This is a genomic window from Burkholderia sp. PAMC 26561, from assembly GCF_001557535.2.
Taxonomy (GTDB): Bacteria; Pseudomonadota; Gammaproteobacteria; order Burkholderiales; family Burkholderiaceae; genus Caballeronia.
This window is the reverse complement of record NZ_CP014306.1, coordinates 894,903-915,253: the sequence shown is the minus strand read 5'-3', so window position 1 is coordinate 915,253 and position 20,351 is coordinate 894,903. Positions and strand designations below refer to the sequence as shown.

Here is a 20,351-nt window from a genome sequence, read left to right as displayed (position 1 = left end):
GACCGGCCCGTGCGCTCGTGAGCTGCCTAAAAAGGCGCTCAAGAGACGTAATAGAAGAGCTGGATCTAAACTTGATTAATCTGGAAAATTCAAAATGCGCCATAAACATGGTTTGCGGAAACTGAACCGCACGAGCAGCCACCGTCTGGCTATGCTCCGTAATATGTCGAACTCGCTGATCGAGCACGAAGTCATCAAGACGACGCTGCCGAAAGCCAAAGAACTCCGTAAAGTCGTTGAGCCTCTGATCACGCTCGGCAAGAAGCCGTCGCTGGCAAATCGTCGTCTGGCGTTCAACCGCCTGCGCGATCGTGATTCCGTCGCAAAGCTGTTCGACGTACTCGGCCCGCGTTACGAAACGCGTCCGGGTGGCTACCTGAGCATCCTGAAGTTCGGCTTCCGTCAAGGCGACAACGCGCCGATGGCGCTGGTCATGCTGATGGATCGTCCGGAACTCGCTGAAGCTGACGACGTTCAAGAAGCCGAATAAGCTTTTGAGCGGTTGTTGGACAAAAAAGCCAAGCCTTGCTTGGCTTTTTTTACGCTCGGTGGATCTGCTTTCGGGCGCCACACCGCCAGGCCGATCGGCTGAATGTTGGCCGTTGGCTTGCAGTGCTACGATTGCGTCCATATCGACTGCATTGGAGCTTTTCGTGAACACGCCCGTCGTCCTCGTTCTTACGACGCTACCTGACAGTGACGCCGCATCGGTGCTGGCGCAACAGGTTATTGACGCACGGCTCGCAGCCTGTGTGACCGAGCTGGGCATGGTCAAGTCGCGGTATCGGTGGAACGGGAAGGTCGAGGCGGCTGACGAGCTTCAGATGCTCTTCAAGACGAGTCTGGCGCGCGGCGATGAACTCGCGCGGTTCATAGAGTCGAATCATCCTTATGAAACACCTGAAATTGTCTCGTGGCAGGCCGACGCATCGGCGGCCTATGGACATTGGGTCATCGCGGAAACTCAACGTCCTATTAATGTATAAGCCCTTCGATTTTTGCGCGCGCCGTGTTGTCGACGCCGCGCTCATGTTGCTGTCGTGCTTCGTCCTGGTCTTCAGTTCGATTTCGATTACGCATGCCGCCGACGATTTTCTCGATCCGTCCGTCGCCTTCAAATTCAGCGCAAGCGAAAAGCCAGGCGAAATCGATGTGCGATATAAGGTCGCAGACGGCTACTACATGTACCGCGAGCGTTTTGCGTTTGCCGTAAAAAGCGGCACGGCGACGTTGGGCGAAGCACAACTGCCGCCCGGGAAAGTCCACTTCGATCAAACCTTCAACAAGGACGTTGAGACGTATCGTGGAGAACTGCTGATCCGGATCCCGGTGAAACAGGCATCAGGTCCGTTCGACATTGTGGTGACGTCGCAAGGATGCGCCGATCAGGGTATCTGCTATCCGCCTGCGGATCATGTTTATCACGTGACTGGCGCTGCGTTGCAGGCGGCCGGTTCTACAAGCGCGCTCACGCCCGCAACCAGCGTCAGTGACGTACCTTGGTACGACCGCGCGACCAACGCGGACTACGCGCAATCGCTGCTTGAAAGTGGCGGTTTTTTTGCGATCGTCGGGTTGTACTTCGTTGCGGGCGTCGTGTTGAGCTTGCTGCCGTGCTCCTATCCGATGATCCCGATCCTTTCGGCAATCATCATCGGCGAGGGTGCGCGGGTCACGCGGTCGCGCGGGTTCGGGTTATCGGCCGCGTATGTGTTCGGCATGGCGCTCGTGTACACCGCGCTCGGCGTGCTCGCGGCGATGATCGGACAAAGCCTCGGCGCATGGCTCCAGAATCCTTGGGTACTCGGCGCATTCGGCGTGTTGCTCGCGGTCTTTGCGCTGACGTTGATCGCGGGCATGGATATCGCGCTGCCCGCGCGCTGGCAAAACAGCGTCAACGAGGCCTCGCAGAAGCGTTCGGGCGGGAAGGTCGTAGCTGTGATCGTCATGGGCGCGCTGTCGGCGCTCGTGGTCGGTGCGTGCATGACTGCGCCGCTTTTTGCCGTGCTGGCGTTCATCGCGCATACGGGCAATGCGTTTCTCGGCGGCGCTGCGCTCTTTTCGATGGGTGTCGGACTCGGTGTGCCGCTACTCATCATCGGCCTCGGAGCCGGGACGTTGCTGCCGCGCGCCGGCAACTGGATGGACGGCGTCAAGGTTTTCTTCGGCGTGATCCTGCTCGCAGCGGCCTTGTGGATCGTCTGGCCGGTCCTGGGCGCCGTCGTACAGATGGCGCTGGCTGCGTTGTGGCTGCTGATTGCTGCGGCCGCGCTCGGGTTGTTTTCGTCGGGTGCAGCAGGGATATCTGTCTGGAGGCGGCTCGGACGCGGATTCGGTGCGCTGCTCGCCATTTGGGGCGCGGCGCTGCTGGTGGGCCTCGCTGCCGGGTCGACCGACCCGCTGCGTCCCCTTGCCGTCTTCACGGCTCGCGCCGGTGCCGGAACAGCGGTCGCCACGCAAGCATCGGCTCCGAGCGAAACCTTCGCGCCGGTGAAGTCATCGGAGCAACTTGATCTCGCGGTGAAAGCCGCTGGACGTCCGGCAATGCTCGATTTCTACGCCGACTGGTGCGTCTCGTGCAAAGAGATGGAACACCTCACGTTCAGTGATTCGAGAGTGCGCGCACGCTTGGCACAGCTCAATCTCCTGCGCGCGGATGTGACTGCGAACAATACCGACGACCAGGCCCTGCTCAAGCGTTTCAAGCTTTTCGGACCGCCGGGCATCATCTTCTTCGATGCCCAGGGCAATGAACTCGCACGCGTCGTAGGCTACGAATCGGCCGACAAGTTTTTGCAGAGCCTCGACAAGCTTGGAGCGCCTACGACGTAAAACATTAACCTTACGGAAAACGAAAAAGGCGACGCATTGCGTCGCCTTTTTCGCTCCCATCATGCCGGCTATTTCGAAGCCCGCAGAATCCGGGCAGCGTCCAAAGCAAAGTACGTGAGCACGCCATCTGCTCCCGCGCGCTTGAATGCCAGCAGCGATTCCATCATGGTCTTGTCGTGATCGAGCCAGCCGTTTTGCGCGGCGGCCTTGATCATGGCGTACTCACCGCTGACCTGATACGCATAAGTCGGAAAACGAAACTCCTCCTTCACGCGATACACAATGTCCAGGTACGGCATGCCCGGCTTGACCATCACCATGTCGGCGCCTTCTTCAATGTCCATGCGGACTTCGCGCATGGCTTCATCGGAATTGGACGGGTCCATCTGGTAGGTCATCTTGTTGCTCTTGCCGAGATTCGTGGCCGAGCCGACGGCATCGCGGAACGGACCATAGAACGCCGATGCGAACTTCGCCGCGTACGCCATGATTCGTGTGTGCACGTGGCTATCGCTTTCGAGCATTTCGCGGATCGCACCGATACGCCCATCCATCATGTCCGAGGGCGCGACGATATCCACGCCCGCTTCAGCTTGCGTACGAGCCTGGTCGACGAGGATCTCGCTGGTTTCGTCGTTGATGACGTAGCCTTGTTCGTCCAGGACGCCGTCCTGGCCGTGGCTGGTGTACGGGTCCAGCGCGACATCGGTGAGCACGCCCAGTTCGGGGAAGTGCTTCTTCAACTCGCGCACGGCGCGCGGAATGAGGCCCTCGGGGTTGGTCGCCTCGCGGCCGTCGGGCGTCTTCAGCGACGGCTCGATGGCAGGGAAGAGCGAAATAACCGGCACACCCAGTTCCATGCACTGCTCGGCGACTTTCATCAGCAGGTCGACGGACGTACGCTCGACGCCTGGCATTGAAGGCACGGCCTGACGCAGATTCGTCCCCTCGACGATGAACACCGGATAGATCAAGTCGTTGGTCGACAGGAGGTTTTCACGCATCAGGCGGCGCGAAAAGTCGTCCCGGCGCATGCGGCGCGGACGATGATGCGGATAAAAGCTCATGACGTGTACTCGGGAGTTTTGAAAATCGGGAAATTATCGGGAAGAGGCGGCTTGGCCAGACGGCGTGCGTGTCAGAGCCAGCTGAGACGCCAGGCGGGGCAGCTCCAGAACCATTTCGAGACAATGGTATATCATACCGATCGAGTGAGGCGCCTGGCGCCGACCTCCCCGCTTCTCCTCCCTGAGCGGGTGCCTGTGGTGATTCGTAAAGGATTCGATCAGGCTGTTTGACCCGCCGTCATGCGGCGGGTTTTTTTATGCCGGGAGCGCGGACCGCTCGAAGCGGGCTTACTGCGCCTCGTCTGCCGGGTCGCATTCTTCAATCGCCTTGGGAATCAGCCAGCTTTCGATCTTCTCGTGCGCTTCGTCGAGGCCAACGCGCTTCAGTGCCGAAAAGAGCTGGACCGTCAGTTCGCCGCGATATCCGGACGCCGTATATTCCTCGAACGCTTTCTTGGTCGCGCGCAGCGTATTGATGCTTTCCTGACGCGTCAATTTGTCGCATTTCGTCAATAACGCGTGAATTGGCTTGCCGGTGGGCGCAAACCATTCGAGCATGATCTTGTCGAGCTCGGTCAGCGGGCGACGCGAATCCATCATCAGGATCATGCCGACCAACTGGGCGCGGCTTTGCAAGTACGTGGACAACAACGCCTGCCAGTGCAGCTTCGCGTTGCCTGACACTTCGGCATAACCGTAGCCCGGCAAGTCCACCACGTGGGCCTTGGGCTGGTCCGCCGGGCCGATGGCGAAGTAGTTGATGTGCTGGGTGCGCCCGGGCGTCTTGCTCGCGAACGCGAGCCGCTTCTGATTGCACAGCAGGTTGATGGCCGTTGACTTGCCGGCGTTCGAGCGTCCAGCGAACGCGATCTCCGGCTGCGGCGTGGGAGGCAGATCGCGTAAGTGATTGACCGTTGTAAAGAAACGGGCTTGATGGAGCAGGAATGACGACATGGGAAGACCGAAAGTGAAATTCTGTGGAAACTCGAGCTGTAAGGAGCCACTGAATACTGGGCTTGCCCCGACTGGCGTCTTTGCGTTTAGCGAGTTATTGTACAATACGACGGTCGTACGAAGACCAGCCAGGGCACGCAAGACCCAAGCGGGATAAGGAGTGAGACAGGTTTGAAGGCAGATTTCGGGGCGCGCGGCGGGTGATCTTTTTGCCCGTACCGAACTCGTATCGCGTCCCCTGTCGGGTGTCTTGCAGTGCATCGGTAACCGTCGTTTTGCAAAACCTCACAATTCTCACAAGACGAATAACAGGGTACGCGAATGAACCGACTGTACAAGACTCTGATGGCCTTGGAATTAGCAGCAGCATTCGGAGCGGGGTTGGTGGGCTGGACACTCACGGCGCAGACGGTCAATGCAGCAGAGCCCGCAGCGGCCGCGGCGCCTGCCAAGCCCGATGTAGCGCGGGGTCAGGCGATTGCCACTCAGGTCTGCGCTTCGTGTCACGGAGCAGATGGCAACAGCGCTGGCGGCGCGTTTCCGAAGCTCGCGGGTCAGCATGCCGAGTACATCGTCAAGCAGTTGAAGGATTACAAGACGCAGCCGGGCGCGAAAGAGCCGGCGCGCAAGAACGCGATCATGGCCGGTATGGCGGCCGCTTTGAACGATCAGGACATGGTCAACGTGGCTGCGTATTTTGAGACGCAGAAAGCGAAGCCCGGTTACGCGCGGGACAAGAACACCGTGCCGCTCGGGATGAAGATTTATCGTGGCGGCATAACGGATAGAGCTGTTCCCGCTTGCGCCGCGTGTCACGGTGCAACAGGTATGGGCGTGCCGGTGCAGTATCCGCGCTTGTCGGGGCAGTGGTCCGATTACACGGCGGCGCAGCTCACCGCGTTCGCCCAAGGAACACGCAACAACAGCGAGCCCATGCATACCATTGCGTTGCGCCTGAATGAAGCGGAAGTGAAGGCGGTGGCGGACTACATCGCGGGATTGCATTGAAGTAGTAATCTGCGCCGCGCGAGGGTCTGCTTTAAGATGCGCGCAGCGTCGTCCGGACGTCGCAAGCGTCCGGCATAGTGCGAACCCAGCATACATAAGCATCACGAAGCCGGTCCAGCGAGACCGGCGTGCAAATAAGAAAAAGGGTGGGACGCCGGTCTGGTGCCGGTGCGTCTCCACCCTTTTTTGCTGTTCAGCCGGAGTTTGAATGAGCGTCACCACGTCGGGATTGCAGTCGAAGTCGAGCCGTAGCAGCGTACGTCATGCCATCGAAACAATCAGCTCGATGCGCTTTGCCATCGCGCTGCTTGTGATTCTTGCAATAGCAAGCATCATCGGGACCGTGCTTACGCAGGAAGATCCCTACCCGAATTACGTCAACCAGTTCGGTCCGTTCTGGGCGGATATTTTCCGCGGCCTGAGCCTCTACAACGTGTACAGCGCGTGGTGGTTCATGCTGATCCTGGTTTTCCTGGTGATCTCGGTGTCGCTGTGCGTGATCCGCAACGGCCCGAAGATGATCGCGGACATGAAGAGCTGGAAGGATCGGGTGCGCGAGGGAAGCCTGCGTGCGTTCCATCACAAGGGCGAATACCCGCCGGTGCCGGACTCGCGCGCCGAGACCGCTGCCAAGTTGCAACGGCTGTCGGGCAAGATGGGCTACAAGTTCAAGACGCTCGAGACGGAAAGCGGCGCCACGCTGATCGCGGCGAAGCGCGGCGCGATGACGAAGCTCGGTTATATCTCGGCGCATCTGGCGATCGTGGTGATCTGTATTGGCGGTTTGCTCGACAGCAACCTGCCCATCAAGCTGCAGATGTGGCTCTTCAACAAAACGCCGATTGCGTCGAATGAAGTCATCAACGACATCCCGGCGTCGCACCGGTTGTCAACGTCGAATCCTACGTTCCGCGGTTACGCCTGGGTGCCGGAAGGGCAGCACGTCGCGACCGCCATCCTGAACCAGCAGGACGGCTCGCTGATCCAGGATCTGCCGTTTTCCATCCAGCTCGATAAATTCATCGTCGACTACTATTCGACGGGTATGCCGAAGCTGTTCGCAAGCGATATCGTCGTGATCGATCATGCGACCGGCAAGCGCATTCCGGCGCGTGTGGAGGTGAACAAGCCGTTCACGTATGACAACATTTCCATCTATCAATCGAGCTTCCAGGACGGCGGCTCCAAACTTTCCATGACCGCCTGGCCCATGTCCGGCGGCAGCACGAAAACAGTGCCTTTCGAGGGCGCGATTGGCGGAACGGCGCCCATGAGCCCGCAGATCATCGGCGGACAGGGTGAAAGCGTCGAGTTCACCGATTTCCGCGCGATCAATGTCGAAAACATCACGGACGGCAACGGCACGATCGACGCACGCGGTGTCGGCAAGACGCAAACGCTGCGTCAGGCATTCGACGAACGCCTCGGCTCCGGCGCGAAGACATCGCGGCCGACGGATTTGCGCAACGTGGGGCCATCGGTGCAATACAAGGTGCGCGGCACGGACGGACAGGCGCGTGAGTTCAACAACTACATGCTGCCCGTGGACGTACAAGGCCAGCCGATGTTCCTCGCCGGCATGCGCCTGAGCCCGAACGACCCGTTCCGCTATCTGCGCATCCCCGCCGACGAACAAAGCTCGATCAAACAATGGATGAACCTGCGCGCCGCGCTGGAAACGCCCGCTATGCGTGTCGAAGCGGCGCATCGTTTCGCGCAGCGTTCCGTGCCGGAAGCCAACGCCGACCTGCAGAACCATCTGGAAGAAAGCGCATTGCGCGTGCTGAACCTGTTCGCGGGTGCTGACGAAGCGGGCGTTCCGGCTCAACCCGGCGCAACTGTCGGCGGATTCCAGGCGATCGCGGGTTTCATCGATAAATCGGTGCCGAAGGGCGAGCAGGAAAAAGCGGCCGGCTTATTGCTGCGCATGCTGGAAGGCGCGACGTGGGACTTGTGGCAAATCTCGCGCGCCCAGAACGGCATGCCGGAAGCGCAGGCGGATGCGAAGAACACGCAGTTCGTGCAGTCGTCGATCAATGCGCTTTCAGACAGCTTTTTGTATGGCTCGCCCGTTTTCCTGCAACTTGACTCGTTCAAACAGATCCAGGCGTCGGTGTTTCAGTTGACACGCGCGCCGGGTAAAAAAGTGGTGTATCTTGGCAGCGCCCTGCTGGTACTCGGCATTTTCTCGATGTTTTACGTCCGGGAACGTCGTCTCTGGTTTTGGCTCAAAGATTCGGCAACGGGCGGCACCAGCGTGTTGATGGCAATGTCCACCGCGCGCCGGACGCTCGATTTCGAGAAAGAATTCGCGCAAACGCGCGACGCGATAGGCGCTGCACTCGGTGTCAAATCGCAGCCGGCGGCGCCATCGGCGTCATCGCCAACGTCGGAACCGCCCCCGGACACGAAGTCCGCCGGCTCGCACGATTCAACTCGGTAAGAACATGGACCTCACACAAGCCTCTTCGCAGTCAAATCAGGCGCAGCAGCGCGCGGGCAAAGTGCCCGTCGATTCCGACCTGTTCGACGAACGGCCGTTCCTCAAGCGCCTGGGTGTAACCGACTGGCTATTCGCGCTCGCGATGGTCGCCGGCGCGGGTTTCGCGCTGTATCGGTACCACCCGTTCATGAACTATTACGACAAGTTGGTGCTTTGCGCCGCCGTGCCGACGTTCGTGGTGCTCGGGTGGCGCTGGAAACCGGTGCGCCTGCTGATTGCGTGCATTGCGCTGCTGTCGCTGTCGTCGTTGCAGCTTTATCACTCGGATCTCGCCCGCGCCGACACCAACTTCTTCTTGAAGTACTTCCTGTCCAGCCAGTCGGCCATCCTCTGGATGAGCGCGCTGCTCGTTCTGGCAACCGTGTTCTACTGGATTGGCCTGGTCACACGCTCCGCAACCGGCGGCGCGATCGGCTCGAAGATGACGTGGGTGGCCGTGCTCATGGGCTTCACGGGGCTGATGGTGCGCTGGTACGAGTCGTATCTGATCGGCTCGGACGTCGGGCATATCCCCATCTCGAACCTATATGAAGTGTTCGTGCTGTTCTGCCTGATCACGTCTTTGTTTTATTTGTATTACGAAGAGCATTACAGCACGCGCGCCATGGGCGCGTTCGTGTTGCTCGTGATCAGCGCGGCCGTCGGCTTCCTGATGTGGTATTCGATTTCCCGCGATGCGCAGCAGATCCAGCCGCTCGTCCCCGCGCTGCAAAGCTGGTGGATGAAGATCCACGTGCCGGCGAACTTCATCGGATATGGCAGTTTCGCGCTGGCGGCAATGGTCGGCGTGACCTACCTGGTCAAGGAGCGCGGCATTCTGGCGGATCGCCTGCCATCGCTCGAAGTGCTCGACGACGTCATGTACAAGTCGATCGCGGTGGGTTTCGCGTTCTTCACCATCGCGACCATTCTCGGCGCGTTGTGGGCCGCGGAAGCGTGGGGCGGTTACTGGAGCTGGGACCCGAAGGAAACGTGGGCTTTGATCGTCTGGCTGAATTACGCCGCGTGGCTGCACATGCGGTTGATGAAGGGCCTGCGCGGATCGGTTGCTGCATGGTGGGCGCTGACCGGTTTGCTGGTCACGACCTTCGCTTTCCTTGGCGTCAACATGTTCCTCTCCGGACTTCACAGCTACGGCAAGCTGTAACTTTTACGTTAAGCCCAGTTTAAAAACCGCCATGCATGATCTGCTGGCGGTTTTTTTATTGCCAGGGCGGAATACGTGAAACCAAATGGGTGTTTGCCACGAATATAGCTAGTAGAGCGGCAGCGCCCACGCCGGGCGCAACGCATTGAGGAGCATCGAGATGTTGATCAAGAACAATAGCCGTCTTTTCGGCGATGAAATCCCCCGCAGCGAAATTACGCCGCGTGCGTTCTTTGAGAATCGCCGCCGTGTGTTGAAAGCCGCAGGCGCGCTTGCCGCGACCGGACTGGTCGGCGTCAACGGTGAAGCGTTCGCAACCATGACATCGCCCGATGCAAAGGGCCAGAAGCTCGTGGCGACCACGAACACGAAGTTTGTCGCGATGGACAAGGTCACGCCACTCAAAGACATCACGAGCTACAACAACTTCTACGAATTCGGCACCGACAAGGGCGATCCCGTTCAAAACGCGCATTCGCTGCGCCCGCGTCCGTGGAAGATTTCGGTGGAAGGTGAGGTCAAGAACGCGAAGGTGTATGACATCGATGAAATCCTGAAGCTCGCGCCGCTCGAAGAGCGTATCTACAGGTTGCGGTGCGTGGAAGGCTGGTCGATGGTCATTCCGTGGATCGGCATTCCGCTCGCCGAGATCGTCAAGCGTGCACAGCCGACGGGCAACGCCAAATTCGTGCAGTTCATCTCGCTTGCCGATCCGTCGCAGATGCCGGGATTGTCCACGCCGATTCTCGACTGGCCGTATTCGGAAGGCTTGCGCATGGATGAAGCCATGAACCCGCTGACCTTGCTGACGGTGGGTTTATACGGGGAGGTGCTGCCGAACCAGAACGGCGCGCCCGTGCGGATCGTCGTGCCCTGGAAGTACGGCTTCAAGAGCGCAAAGTCGCTGGTGAAGATTCGTTTCGTCGAGAAAGAGCCGAAGACGAGCTGGAACGAATATGCGCCCGCCGAGTACGGCTTCTACTCAAACGTGAATCCGAACGTCGACCATCCGCGATGGAGCCAGGCGACCGAGCGGCGCATCGGTGAAGACGGATTTTTCACGCCGAAACGCAAGACGCTGATGTTCAATGGTTATGGCGATCAGGTTGCATCGCTGTATCAGGGCATGAACCTCAAGGCCAACTTCTAAGGAGCAACGGATGGCTTCGGCTTCCGATGTAAAGCCCCGACCCGCGGCGCGGACTACCGCGCCGGCCACAAAGACGAACTGGATCAAGCCGGCGAAAGTCGCCGTCTTCCTGGGCGGCTTGTATCCGCTTGCGCGCATTGTCTTGCTTGGATTTACGGGCGGATTGGGCGCGAATCCAATCGAGTTCATTACGCGATCCACTGGTCTCTGGACGCTTGTTTTTCTGTGCATCACGCTGGCTGTGACGCCGGTTCGCCGTTTGACAGGATTCAACGCGCTGCTGCGTTTTCGCCGCATGATCGGGCTGTTCGCGTTCTTCTACGTAGTGCTGCACTTCACAACGTACATCTGGTTCGACAAATGGTTCGATGTCTTCGCTATCTTGAAGGACATCGCCAAGCGGCCGTTCATCATGGTCGGGTTCGCGGCGTTCGTGCTGCTGATTCCGCTCGCGATCACATCGCCGAAAGCGATGGTCAGGAAACTCGGCCGCCGTTGGCAGACGCTGCACAAGCTGATTTACCCGATCGCCGCGCTCGCGATCCTGCATTTCTGGTGGATGAAAGCGGGCAAGCATGATCTGATCTTGCCGAAGATCTATGGGGCGATCGTGGTCGTATTGCTGGCTTGGCGCGTGATTGTCTGGCTGCGCGGAAGAATGACCAAAGCTCGTATGGCTTGAGGCTCCAAAATGCAAAAAGGGCGACGCCATGCCGAGCGTCGCCCTTTTCTATTGCGCGGAAAACTCAATCCGGAAAGATCGATTCCCCGGCGAACAGATCCTTCACTTCTTCACGTTCACGCACGAGACGCGCGCGTTCGTGATCGACCATCACTTCGGCCGCGCGCGGGCGCGTGTTGTAGTTCGAGCTCATGACGAACCCGTACGCGCCGGCCGAGAAGATCGCAAGCAGATCGCCTTGTTCGATGGCAAGCGAGCGGTCCTTCCCCAACCAGTCGCCGCTTTCACACACGGGACCGACCACGTCGTAGAGTTCGGCCTTCGCCGCGCTCGTTCCCACCGCTTCAATGCGGTGAAACGCCTGATACATTGCGGGACGCGCGAGGTCGTTCATGGCGGCATCGACGATAGCAAAGTTTTTCTCCGCACCCGGCTTCAGATATTCCACGCGCGTGAGCAACAGGCCCGCGTTGCCAACCAGCGAACGTCCCGGCTCGAAATACACTTCACGCTCGCCATGTCCGCGCTTCTCGATATGCGCGAGCACCGCTTTCACGAATTCACCGATGGCAGGCGGCGTCTCGTCGTCGTAGGTGATGCCGAGTCCACCGCCGACATCGATGTGATGGATCTTCGTCCCGTCTGCTTCGATCTGCTCGACGAGATCAAGCAGCTTGTCGACGGCGTCGAGGTACGGACTCACTTCCGTGATCTGCGAACCGATATGGCAATCGATGCCAATGACATTCAGGTTCGACATGGCTGCGGCTTGCGCGTAGGTCGCGCGTGCATCGCTGAACGCTACGCCGAACTTGTTCGACTTGAGACCCGTGGAGATATACGGATGCGTCTTTGCGTCGACATCGGGATTTACGCGCAACGAAACCGGCGCCTTCTTGCCGGCCGACCCGGCGACTTCGTTGAGTGCGTGCAGCTCAGGAATCGACTCGACGTTGAAGCATTTGACGCCGGCATCGAGCGCTTCACGCATTTCCCACACCGACTTGCCCACGCCCGAAAACACGGTGTTTTCCGCCTTGCCGCCCGCTGCAAGCACGCGCGCCAGTTCTCCCGACGAGACGATGTCGAAGCCCGCGCCCAAACGCGCGAACACGTTCAGCACGGCCAGATTGCTGTTCGCTTTCACCGCGACGTGGATGGTGGCGCGGCGGCCTTTGCACGCATCGGCGTAAGCTTGATAGGCGTCGGTCAGCGCGCTGCGCGAGTACACGTACAGCGGCGTGCCGAACTGTTCGGCTAACGATGCCGCCGAAACGCCTTCGACTTGAAGCACGCCATCGGCGCGCGAGAATACGGATTGGGTCATGACTTTTCTGGTCCGGCTGACGCGCATGCGTCATTTGAATCGCGCTATGAATTGCACAAACAGTCGCACAAACACGTCGCAAACGTGGCGAGGCAAAAATTTAGTCGCCGGCTGACGCGGCCTTGGGTACTGACGCGGACGGTTTCAAATTGTCGTCAGGCGAGAGCGAAAGGGCTTCGCCGGAGGTGTCCGGGACGTCACCGGAGTCGAATGCCGACGATGCCGCGGCCGGTGCGACGGCATGGGTTGCGGGCAACGGCGGCATGCTGGCGGGACGCGGCGGAATGGGCGGAACGGCGGGCATATACAGCGGTCCGCGCTGACCACACGCGGTGAGCAGCGTCCCGGCGGAAATGGCCAAAGCCGCTACAATCGCGCTCATCCTGAAGACGACTTGCATCACTGTCCCTGAATAATTAATCGACGGAGTTTAGCATGACCGACAACGAATACCTGACGCTCGCCGAGGCTGCGCTGGCGGCCATCGAGCGCGATGTGGACAGCCTGGATGCCGACGTGGAATTCGAGCGCAGCGGCAATGTGCTCACGCTGGAATTTGAAAATCGCACGAAGCTGATCGTCAATTTGCAGCCGCCGATGCACGAGTTGTGGCTTGCGGCGAAATCGGGCGGATTCCATTACAAATATGTGGACGGCGCGTGGCGCAATACGCGCGATGGCAGCGAGTTTTTCGAGGCGCTCAGTCAGTGCGCAAGCGAACAGGCCGGCGAGCCGGTCCGCTTTTCAGCCTGAAATCCGTTTCAAATCAAAATTCAGACCGGCGCTTTTTTAGTTGCCGCCCTTGAACAGATTCATGATGTCCTGCTTTTCCTGGTCGCCGACCTGAGGTGCAGGCGCTGCCGGCGATGCGCCGCTCGCGCCTTCCGGCGGCGCCTGGCTCACGCCGATGGTCGCAACGAATCCATGTCCCGGCGTGAGGTCATCGAAGTACAGCTCGCCACCAAGCGACACCACATCGGGCGGCATGCTCGACTTGTACTCCGGCACGCCACGCAATGCCCGGCTCATATATTCCATCCACACTGGTAACGCGAGTCCGCCGCCTGTTTCCTTGTCGCCGAGACTGCGCGGCGAGTCGTAGCCAATCCACGAAATCGCTACCAGCGAATGCTGGTATCCGGCGAACCATGCGTCGTGCGAGTCGTTGGTCGTTCCCGTCTTGCCCGCGAGATCCGAGCGCTTCAACTGGTTGGTGCGCGCGCCGGTACCGCGTTGCGCCACGCTTTGCAGCAGGCTGTTCATCACGTATGCGTTACGCGGCGTGATGGCGAGCGGTGCACTTTCGCCGGCAACCAGCGGTTGCGGATGTGAGACCACCGCGCCACGAGGGTCGGTGATATCGGCGATCAGATACGGATTCACACGATACCCGCCGTTTGCAAACACCGAATAACCCGTCGCCATTTGCAGCGGGGTGACCTGACCGGCGCCAAGCGCCATGGGCAGATAGGCGGGCTGGCGCGCGGCATCGAATCCAAACTTCGTCACGTAGCCCTGCGCGTACTTCGTGCCGATGTTGTTCAGGATGCGGATGGACACCAGGTTCTTCGACTTCATCAGCGCGGTACGCATGGGCATGGGTCCGTCGAACCCGCCGCCGTAGTTCTTCGGTTCCCACGCCTGGCCGCCTGTTTCTCCGGCGCTGAAATAAAGCGGCGCGTCGTTGATGATGGTCGCGGGCGACAAGCCTTTCTCAAGCGATGCCGAATAGATGAACGGCTTGAAGCTCGAACCCGGCTGGCGCCACGCCTGTGTGACGTGGTTGAACTTGTTCTTGTTGAAATCGAAGCCGCCGACAAGCGCGCGGATTGCGCCGTCCTGCGGCACGACGGAAACGAACGCGCCTTCAACCTGCGGAAGCTGTGTGATGACCCAGTTGTCGTCTTCGTTTTTCATCAGGCGCACGATGGCGCCAGGGCGCAGGCGCTGACTCGGCTGCGCGCGCGTGCTGAGCGCGCTCGCGACGAAGCGCAAGTCGTTGCCTTCAACCGTGGCCACGTTGCCATCGATAAAACTCGCCTTTACCTGCTTCACGTTCGCCGAGGTCACGACGGCTGCAACAATCTCGCCGTTGTCCGGATGGTCGACGAGCGCGTCGTCAATCGCCTGTTCGCGATCGTCGGCATCAGCCGGCAAATCGATGAAACCTTCCGGCCCCCGGTATCCATGCCGGTGTTCATAATCCATCAGGCCTTTTCGCAGCGCACGGTAGGCCGCGTCCTGATCGGCGGAATCGATGGTCGTCACCACGTTCAGCCCACGCGTATAAGCCTCCTCCCGATACTGCGCATACATCATCTGGCGGACCATTTCAGCCACGTACTCGGCGTGCACGCTGAACTCACGTCCCGCGCCTTTCACCACCAGCGGCTGCTTCGCGGCTTCCTCGTACTGTTCCCGCGTGATGTAACGCAACTCGTACATGCGCTCGAGAATGTACTGCTGGCGAACCTTCGCGCGCTTCGGGTTGACGACCGGGTTGTACGCCGACGGCGCTTTGGGCAGGCCGGCGAGCATTGCTGCCTCAGCGAGCGTGATGTCCTTGATGTCCTTGCCGAAATAAACCCGGGCGGCGCTCGCGAAACCGTACGCACGCTGTCCCAGGTAGATCTGGTTCATGTAGACCTCGAGAATCTGGTCCTTGGTGAGCGCCCGCTCGATCTTGTACGCGAGGAGCATTTCGTAAATCTTGCGCGTATAGGTTTTTTCGCTCGACAGGAAGAAATTGCGCGCGACCTGCATGGTGATCGTGCTCGCGCCTTGCGATGCATGGCCGTTCGTCAATGCAACCGCGCCGGCACGCAGGATGCCGGTCACGTCGACGCCGCCGTGATCGTAGAAACGGGCGTCCTCGATGGCGAGCACCGCTTTCTTGAGATAGTCCGGCACGTCCTGGATGCGCACGACGCTGCGCCGTTCCTCGCCGAATTCTCCAATCAGCACGTGATCCGCCGTGTACACGCGCAGCGGCACTTTCGGACGGTAGTCAGTGAGCGCGTCGAGCGACGGCAGATTCGGCTGCGCCACGACGAGCGCGTAACCCAAGACGAGTACGGCGCTGGCGATCAATCCAAAAATGCAAATCATCAGCCCGAGCAGAAGCCTGATCCAGAGCGGACGGCGCTTGCCAGGTTCGGACTGACGGGACGGCGGGGACGACGGAGACTGAGATTGCATGGCACCACCAAAAAACGGTCCCGCGATTATAGCCGCCCGACTTTGCGGCTTTCGGCCGGCTTACTCGGGTGTTGCGCGGAGGTCTCGGAAGCGATGATTTTTGTCGGAATAAGCGTTGACTGAATGACCAAGTCTAACGTTTGCGGCACGCGCATTGGCGCCAGAATGCCGCCGTTTTAAACCGGCCGGGACCTTGACGTTAGCCACTTGGCTGAGTGGTGACAACCACGCCTGCTGCCCACAATTCTTCCATTGCCAGCGCCCGAACGGTTCGGTGCGCGGCCGGACAGGAGAGGTAGAGCATGGGTGCGCAGACGGCGTTGCGTGGATCAGTGGTGACGGTGACCCGGCGGTTCGCGGCGGGTATCGATATAACCGAGCGGGCTGTGCGACTGGCCGTGGTCAGCAAGCGGCTGCAGGCCAACCGGCCGGTTTGCGTCGAGCGGCTGGAAGAGGTCTTGTTGCCGAGGGGCGCGGTGGTCAGCGGCGATTTCGTCGATGGTGCTGCGATCTCCGCGGCGTTGCGCGAAGCGTTTTCGCGGCTGCCGGCGCGGGGCGCGCTGCGCTCGCTGCGTTGTGCAATGGCGTTGCCTGCATCGGCGACGCTCACCACGCGGGTATTGCTTGAAAAGCTGTCGAACGAAAAGCAGAAGCTTGGTCACGATCCGCGCGGTGTGCTCGAGCCGGCCGTGCTGGCCGAGGCTGAGCGCCTGGCGGGTATCGAACGTGGGGCGCTGTCTGTGGACTGGTCGATCTACGAGCGTGACGACGGTGCGACCGAGGTCTCCATCGCAGCCACGGCCCGGCGCTACGTGGAGTCGCGCGTAGAGGCCGCGGCGGGCGCCGACATTGTGCTGAGCGCCATCGATGGCGAGCCGGGCGCCGCCTTGCGTGCGTTGTGCTATTCGGCTGCGATGGAAATCGACCGGGAGGAGCGGTTTGTCGCGTGCTGGATCGAGAGCTCGGGGCTTCATGCGTGGGTTATCGGCGAGGATGGCGTGGAGAACGAGATGCGGTATCCATCGCCGGAATACTCGAGCGCGATCGAGGCGTTGACGGATCTTGTCGGCAATGGGCCTCGCGTGCACTGGATTTATGTGGGCGGGGATATTGAGCTGCTGAATCGGGCGGGTGTGTCTACACAAATGCTGACGGTCACGTTCGGATGCCCGGTCATGCCATTCGAATGCGCGCCGTTTTGCAATGGAGCGCAGCGTGTGGACGACCGCCTCGCGCATTCGCCCTTGTTCGCCGTTGCGCTGGGACTCGGACTGCGTGAGGTGATGCCATGAGCGCGGCTGGTTTGCATGCTTTTAATTTGCTGCCTTATCGGCCGGGCGCGCGGCGTCGTGCGCGCAATCGTGCGTTGGCGTTGCTCGCCGGCGCGAGCGTTGCCGGATGTGGCGCGATCGGCGCAATGGCCGGATGGGAGGCGCTGACGCGTGCTCATCTGGATGAGCAACGTGTGGCGCTCGATCAGGCGTTGGCCAGGTTGAGCGCGCCTTTGGCGGAGCACGCGCGTCTGGCCGAACGGGAGGCCTTGGGCAAGCGCGCCGAAAGTGCCGCCGTGCCGATCGCCGAGCCGCGTGCGCGATTTCTCGGTTTGCTCGACGCGCTGGCGCAAGGGGCATCGCAGGGTAGGGTTGGTTTGCAGCGCGTGACGCAGCGAGTGAGCGAAGTGGAGCTTGCCGCGAGTGCACCGGATTCCCACACCGCTGCAGCGTGGCTCAAGGCGCTTGAAGATGTGCCGGGCGTGGGTGCTGTCGAGGTTGTCGAAATGCGCCGGCGAGTCGTTTCGCCTGTGAAAAACGTGCGGGTGGACAGGTCCGGCGCTTACGACTTCATCGCGCTCGTGCGATGGGCGGATGGCGTTGGGAGTGCCAAGAACGCGAAACCGTTGAAGGCTGGCAAGCGGGCGCTCTCACCATCGGCTTCCAAACCTGGCGTCCGGAGCAGCACGCGATGAAACCTTCATATGCCAACCTTCTTTCGCTCCTCTCCGAGCCACTCGATGCGTGGAGCAACTTTCGACTTGCAGTGACGGGCGTTGTCGTGGGCGCGCTGGTGTTTGCATTGGGCACTACGCTATGGCGCTCATCCGATATGGGCGGCACGCAAGCAAGCCGCTCGGCGCTGGATGACGCCAGGCATCGGCTTGACCGTGCTCGCACAGTGGCCAACGAATTGCCGGCGATGCGCACGCGTTCGGGCGAGGACGCACGCCAATCACGCTGGACCGTCGCCGACGCGCTTCACGAGATCACAGCGCTCGCCGCTCAAAGCGGATTGCGGATCGGAACCATAGAACCATCGGTGCAAAAGGGCGAGGGCCTCGAGAGCGAGCGGCCGCTGCGGTTTCGCGCGGAAGGTTCGTTTGGTGAGATCCGGCGTTTCATGGAAGCGCTCGAGGGGCTGCCGCGTCTGGTCGTACCCGCTGACGTGCAGATCAAACGGGACGTATTGGTCAGCAATTCGCTCGGCCTGGACGCAACGCTGCGGGTCTTTGAGGACCTGCCGGCTGTTGCACGTCCAGAACCGTCGCGGCGGGACGCATTCGCCATTGACCCCTTCGGCGTGAAAAACGGCACCGGCCCCGGCGATGCAGGCGCGATTCTTCTGGTCGGCACGCTTCGGAGCCGAAGCCGTTCCATGGCGCTGCTGGAAACCGCTGCGGGCATCGACGGATATACACCGGGTCAAGCGGTCGGCGACGAATGGCTCGGCAGCGTGCGTGCTCGCTCAATCGAGTTGCGTCGTGTCGATGGTGTCGCGCGCACGATTGCTTTTGCCGAGGATCGGCCATGAGCTTCATGCGTGTAATGGTGCGGGTGGAGCGCGGGGTTTGTCGCCGAATGATTGCCTGGAGCAGCGCGTCAATCTTGTTGCTGCAGTCTGCTTGCGTGGACGCCGCCATTGCTCCGCTCCCGCCCTTGCCGGCCAGCTTTCCGCTGACGCTGCCCACCGATCAGTTCGCCGAGGACACATCGGCGGACGTTCCGGCGGAGCCGTCCGGGGAGGATGGCGCCTGGGTCGCTCCGGCGAAAGCCGCCGCGCCAGCCGGACTCACTGCAACCCCCGCGACTGCGGATGCCGCCCCGCCGCTCGAAGGCCCGCCCACGCCTTTGCCGCCCATGGAGCGCATGAGCCGTAGCGCGCCTGATCGCGCAGATGCGGCCAACGACGATGGCAAACCGATCTCGCTCAACCTGAAGAATGCGGACCTCGGCGCGGTACTGCAGACGTTCGCGAAGTTCTCAGGGGTGAATATCGTGGCGAGTGACAAGATTCGCGGGCAAGTATCGATCAATCTGATCGATGTCCCCTGGCGGCGCGCGTTCGATACGCTTCTCGACGTCCACGGCCTTGCAATGGAGCGCCACGGCGACGTGATCTGGGTCGCGCCGATGGCCGAACTCGCGGCGCGCGAGCGCCTGCGCTACGAGGCCCATGCGCGTGCCGCGGACCTGGAGCCGCTTGGCAGCCGTACGTTTGTCCTGCGCTACCCGCGCGCCGACGACGTCAGGAAGCTGCTTACCGGCTCGGGCAACCAGCGGGTGTTGTCGAAGCGCGGTTCCGTCATGGCCGACGCACGCACGAACCTGCTGTTCGTCACGGACCTTGATGCACGCGTCGCGGAGATCGCCGAGCTGATCGCGCGGATCGACCAGCCGACGCCACAAGTGATGATCGAGGCGCGCATCGTGGAAGGCGAAACCGGGTTTTCGCGCAACCTGGGCGTGAAGCTGTCGATGATAGCCACCGGCGAGGGCACCGCGCGCGGGCTGGTAGCGGGTACGGACGGCGCGGTGCTCGATCTGTCGGCGCGTCCTATCGGCGGATTCGATGCAGCCACCGCCGGCCTCACGCTTTTCGCCGCCCAGGCGACGCGGCTGCTGAACATCGAGCTGAGCGCACTCGAAACGGAAGGGCGCGGCGAGATCGTGTCGAGCCCGCGCGTGGTCACGGCCGATCGCGTGAAAGCGATTGTCGAGCAGGGCACGGAATTGCCGTATCAGGCGAAGGTCGGCAACGGCGTGTCGGGCGTGCAATTTCGCCGCGCTGCGCTGAAACTGGAGGTCGAACCGCAAATCACGCCGCATGGGCATGTGATCCTGGACCTGGATGTATCGAAGGATAGTGTCGGCGAGCAGACCGCTGCGGGGCCCGCGATCAACACAAAACACGTGCAGACGCGAGTCGAAGTGGAGGACGGCGGCACGGTCGCAATCGGCGGGATTTATTCGAGCGACGAGCGCGACGACGTCACCCGCGTCCCGTTGCTCGGTAAAATCCCGGGATTGGGCTGGCTTTTTCGTCACACCGCGCGCCGGAATTCGCGCAGCGAACTGGTCATTTTTATCACCCCGCACATCGTCCCGGCGCGCTTGTGAAGGTCGCCGGAAAGCCTGTGGCAAGCCTTCGGCGAGGCTTTCCGGCTCGACAAAGCGGCCCTTTTGCCTTTAAGCTCCCGCACGAACGGGAC

The 20,351-nt window shown here is 60.9% G+C and carries 18 protein-coding genes; 13 read left to right on the top strand and 5 right to left on the bottom strand.

Features of this window, described 5'->3' with window-relative positions; translation table 11 throughout:
• Positions 1-94: 94 nt before the first annotated feature.
• The 3 genes from rplQ to dsbD all read left to right on the top strand — a co-directional run bounded on the left by rplQ (position 95) and on the right by dsbD (position 2,832).
• Positions 95-490 (top strand): 50S ribosomal protein L17, encoded by a 396-nt coding sequence (gene rplQ, locus AXG89_RS04280; RefSeq protein WP_056355441.1) that lies wholly within the window; start codon positions 95-97, stop codon positions 488-490.
• Positions 491-653: 163 nt separating this feature from the next.
• Positions 654-986 carry a divalent-cation tolerance protein CutA gene (gene cutA / locus AXG89_RS04275; protein ID WP_062000999.1) on the top strand — a complete coding sequence of 111 codons (333 nt, stop codon included), beginning with the start codon at positions 654-656 and terminating at the stop codon, positions 984-986.
• Positions 979-2,832 (top strand): protein-disulfide reductase DsbD, encoded by a 1,854-nt coding sequence (dsbD, locus tag AXG89_RS04270; protein ID WP_082771335.1) that lies wholly within the window; start codon positions 979-981, stop codon positions 2,830-2,832. Before cutA ends, dsbD begins: the two co-directional genes overlap by 8 nt.
• Positions 2,833-2,900: 68 nt before the next feature.
• On the opposite strand, the gene hemB is transcribed toward dsbD, so the two are convergent.
• Together hemB and yihA are read right to left on the bottom strand one after the other, a co-directional pair.
• A complete protein-coding gene (gene hemB, locus AXG89_RS04265) occupies positions 2,901-3,899 on the bottom strand; it encodes a porphobilinogen synthase (protein WP_062000481.1) in 999 nt (332 codons plus the stop codon).
• Between the two features lie 288 nt (positions 3,900-4,187).
• The gene (gene yihA, locus AXG89_RS04260) at positions 4,188-4,853 is read right to left on the bottom strand and encodes a ribosome biogenesis GTP-binding protein YihA/YsxC (RefSeq protein WP_062168151.1); all 666 of its coding nucleotides are present in this window, start codon (positions 4,851-4,853) and stop codon (positions 4,188-4,190) included.
• 321 nt (positions 4,854-5,174) lie between these two features.
• Between yihA and AXG89_RS04255 the strand changes: the two genes are divergently transcribed.
• The 5 genes from AXG89_RS04255 (at position 5,175) to msrQ (ending at position 11,343) form a co-directional block, all read left to right on the top strand.
• Complete coding sequence (locus AXG89_RS04255) at positions 5,175-5,861, top strand: c-type cytochrome (protein WP_062168150.1); 687 nt, start codon at positions 5,175-5,177, stop codon at positions 5,859-5,861.
• Between the two features lie 208 nt (positions 5,862-6,069).
• Positions 6,070-8,304, top strand: a complete 2,235-nt coding sequence (locus AXG89_RS04250) for a cytochrome c biogenesis protein ResB (RefSeq protein WP_062168148.1) — start codon at positions 6,070-6,072, stop codon at positions 8,302-8,304.
• Between the two features lie 4 nt (positions 8,305-8,308).
• Complete coding sequence (gene ccsB, locus AXG89_RS04245; RefSeq protein ID WP_062168145.1) at positions 8,309-9,511, top strand: c-type cytochrome biogenesis protein CcsB; 1,203 nt, start codon at positions 8,309-8,311, stop codon at positions 9,509-9,511.
• 160 nt (positions 9,512-9,671) lie between these two features.
• A complete protein-coding gene (gene msrP / locus AXG89_RS04240) occupies positions 9,672-10,661 on the top strand; it encodes a protein-methionine-sulfoxide reductase catalytic subunit MsrP (protein WP_062000477.1) in 990 nt (329 codons plus the stop codon).
• A gap of 10 nt (positions 10,662-10,671) precedes the next feature.
• Entirely contained in the window at positions 10,672-11,343 is a 672-nt protein-coding gene (gene msrQ / locus AXG89_RS04235) for a protein-methionine-sulfoxide reductase heme-binding subunit MsrQ (protein WP_062168143.1), read from the top strand.
• A 64-nt stretch (positions 11,344-11,407) separates the two neighbouring features.
• Here the strand turns inward: msrQ and lysA are convergent, their stop codons facing one another.
• The gene (lysA, locus tag AXG89_RS04230) at positions 11,408-12,670 is read right to left on the bottom strand and encodes a diaminopimelate decarboxylase (protein WP_062168141.1); all 1,263 of its coding nucleotides are present in this window, start codon (positions 12,668-12,670) and stop codon (positions 11,408-11,410) included.
• 100 nt (positions 12,671-12,770) lie between these two features.
• Complete coding sequence (gene lptM / locus AXG89_RS04225; RefSeq protein WP_062000474.1) at positions 12,771-13,070, bottom strand: LPS translocon maturation chaperone LptM; 300 nt, start codon at positions 13,068-13,070, stop codon at positions 12,771-12,773.
• 35 nt (positions 13,071-13,105) lie between these two features.
• On the opposite strand from lptM, the gene cyaY reads away from it, so the two are divergent.
• Complete coding sequence (gene cyaY, locus AXG89_RS04220) at positions 13,106-13,423, top strand: iron donor protein CyaY (protein WP_062000473.1); 318 nt, start codon at positions 13,106-13,108, stop codon at positions 13,421-13,423.
• Positions 13,424-13,459: 36 nt separating this feature from the next.
• Here cyaY and AXG89_RS04215 read toward each other — a convergent pair whose 3' ends face one another.
• Positions 13,460-15,868, bottom strand: a complete 2,409-nt coding sequence (locus tag AXG89_RS04215) for a penicillin-binding protein 1A (protein ID WP_062168139.1) — start codon at positions 15,866-15,868, stop codon at positions 13,460-13,462.
• Between the two features lie 302 nt (positions 15,869-16,170).
• Here AXG89_RS04215 and pilM point away from each other — a divergent pair, with 302 nt between their 5' ends.
• Genes pilM through AXG89_RS04195 form a run of 4 tightly spaced genes read left to right on the top strand, consistent with a single transcriptional unit; the run spans position 16,171 to position 20,259 of the window.
• Positions 16,171-17,160, top strand: a complete 990-nt coding sequence (gene pilM / locus AXG89_RS04210; RefSeq protein ID WP_062000471.1) for a type IV pilus biogenesis protein PilM — start codon at positions 16,171-16,173, stop codon at positions 17,158-17,160.
• Positions 17,157-17,834, top strand: coding sequence for a hypothetical protein (locus AXG89_RS04205; RefSeq protein ID WP_062168137.1), 678 nt, complete (start codon positions 17,157-17,159; stop codon positions 17,832-17,834). Before pilM ends, AXG89_RS04205 begins: the two co-directional genes overlap by 4 nt.
• A complete protein-coding gene (pilO, locus tag AXG89_RS04200; RefSeq protein WP_062168135.1) occupies positions 17,831-18,673 on the top strand; it encodes a type 4a pilus biogenesis protein PilO in 843 nt (280 codons plus the stop codon). Before AXG89_RS04205 ends, pilO begins: the two co-directional genes overlap by 4 nt.
• Positions 18,670-20,259: a type IV pilus secretin PilQ gene (locus AXG89_RS04195; protein ID WP_062168133.1), complete on the top strand. Its 1,590-nt coding sequence runs from the start codon at positions 18,670-18,672 to the stop codon at positions 20,257-20,259. Before pilO ends, AXG89_RS04195 begins: the two co-directional genes overlap by 4 nt.
• Positions 20,260-20,351 lie beyond the last annotated feature (92 nt).

Excerpts from the sequence above, each read along its gene's own strand:
- rplQ (WP_056355441.1), top strand. The coding sequence starts at position 95 with ATGCGCCATAAACATGGTTTGCGGAAACTGAACCGCACGAGCAGCCAC.
- dsbD (WP_082771335.1), top strand. The coding sequence starts at position 979 with ATGTATAAGCCCTTCGATTTTTGCGCGCGCCGTGTTGTCGACGCCGCG.
- hemB (WP_062000481.1), bottom strand. The coding sequence starts at position 3,899 with ATGAGCTTTTATCCGCATCATCGTCCGCGCCGCATGCGCCGGGACGAC.
- yihA (WP_062168151.1), bottom strand. The coding sequence starts at position 4,853 with ATGTCGTCATTCCTGCTCCATCAAGCCCGTTTCTTTACAACGGTCAAT.
- AXG89_RS04255 (WP_062168150.1), top strand. The coding sequence starts at position 5,175 with ATGAACCGACTGTACAAGACTCTGATGGCCTTGGAATTAGCAGCAGCA.
- AXG89_RS04250 (WP_062168148.1), top strand. The coding sequence starts at position 6,070 with ATGAGCGTCACCACGTCGGGATTGCAGTCGAAGTCGAGCCGTAGCAGC.
- ccsB (WP_062168145.1), top strand. The coding sequence starts at position 8,309 with ATGGACCTCACACAAGCCTCTTCGCAGTCAAATCAGGCGCAGCAGCGC.
- msrP (WP_062000477.1), top strand. The coding sequence starts at position 9,672 with ATGTTGATCAAGAACAATAGCCGTCTTTTCGGCGATGAAATCCCCCGC.
- msrQ (WP_062168143.1), top strand. The coding sequence starts at position 10,672 with ATGGCTTCGGCTTCCGATGTAAAGCCCCGACCCGCGGCGCGGACTACC.
- lysA (WP_062168141.1), bottom strand. The coding sequence starts at position 12,670 with ATGACCCAATCCGTATTCTCGCGCGCCGATGGCGTGCTTCAAGTCGAA.
- lptM (WP_062000474.1), bottom strand. The coding sequence starts at position 13,070 with ATGCAAGTCGTCTTCAGGATGAGCGCGATTGTAGCGGCTTTGGCCATT.
- cyaY (WP_062000473.1), top strand. The coding sequence starts at position 13,106 with ATGACCGACAACGAATACCTGACGCTCGCCGAGGCTGCGCTGGCGGCC.
- AXG89_RS04215 (WP_062168139.1), bottom strand. The coding sequence starts at position 15,868 with ATGCAATCTCAGTCTCCGTCGTCCCCGCCGTCCCGTCAGTCCGAACCT.
- pilM (WP_062000471.1), top strand. The coding sequence starts at position 16,171 with ATGGGTGCGCAGACGGCGTTGCGTGGATCAGTGGTGACGGTGACCCGG.
- AXG89_RS04205 (WP_062168137.1), top strand. The coding sequence starts at position 17,157 with ATGAGCGCGGCTGGTTTGCATGCTTTTAATTTGCTGCCTTATCGGCCG.
- pilO (WP_062168135.1), top strand. The coding sequence starts at position 17,831 with ATGAAACCTTCATATGCCAACCTTCTTTCGCTCCTCTCCGAGCCACTC.
- AXG89_RS04195 (WP_062168133.1), top strand. The coding sequence starts at position 18,670 with ATGAGCTTCATGCGTGTAATGGTGCGGGTGGAGCGCGGGGTTTGTCGC.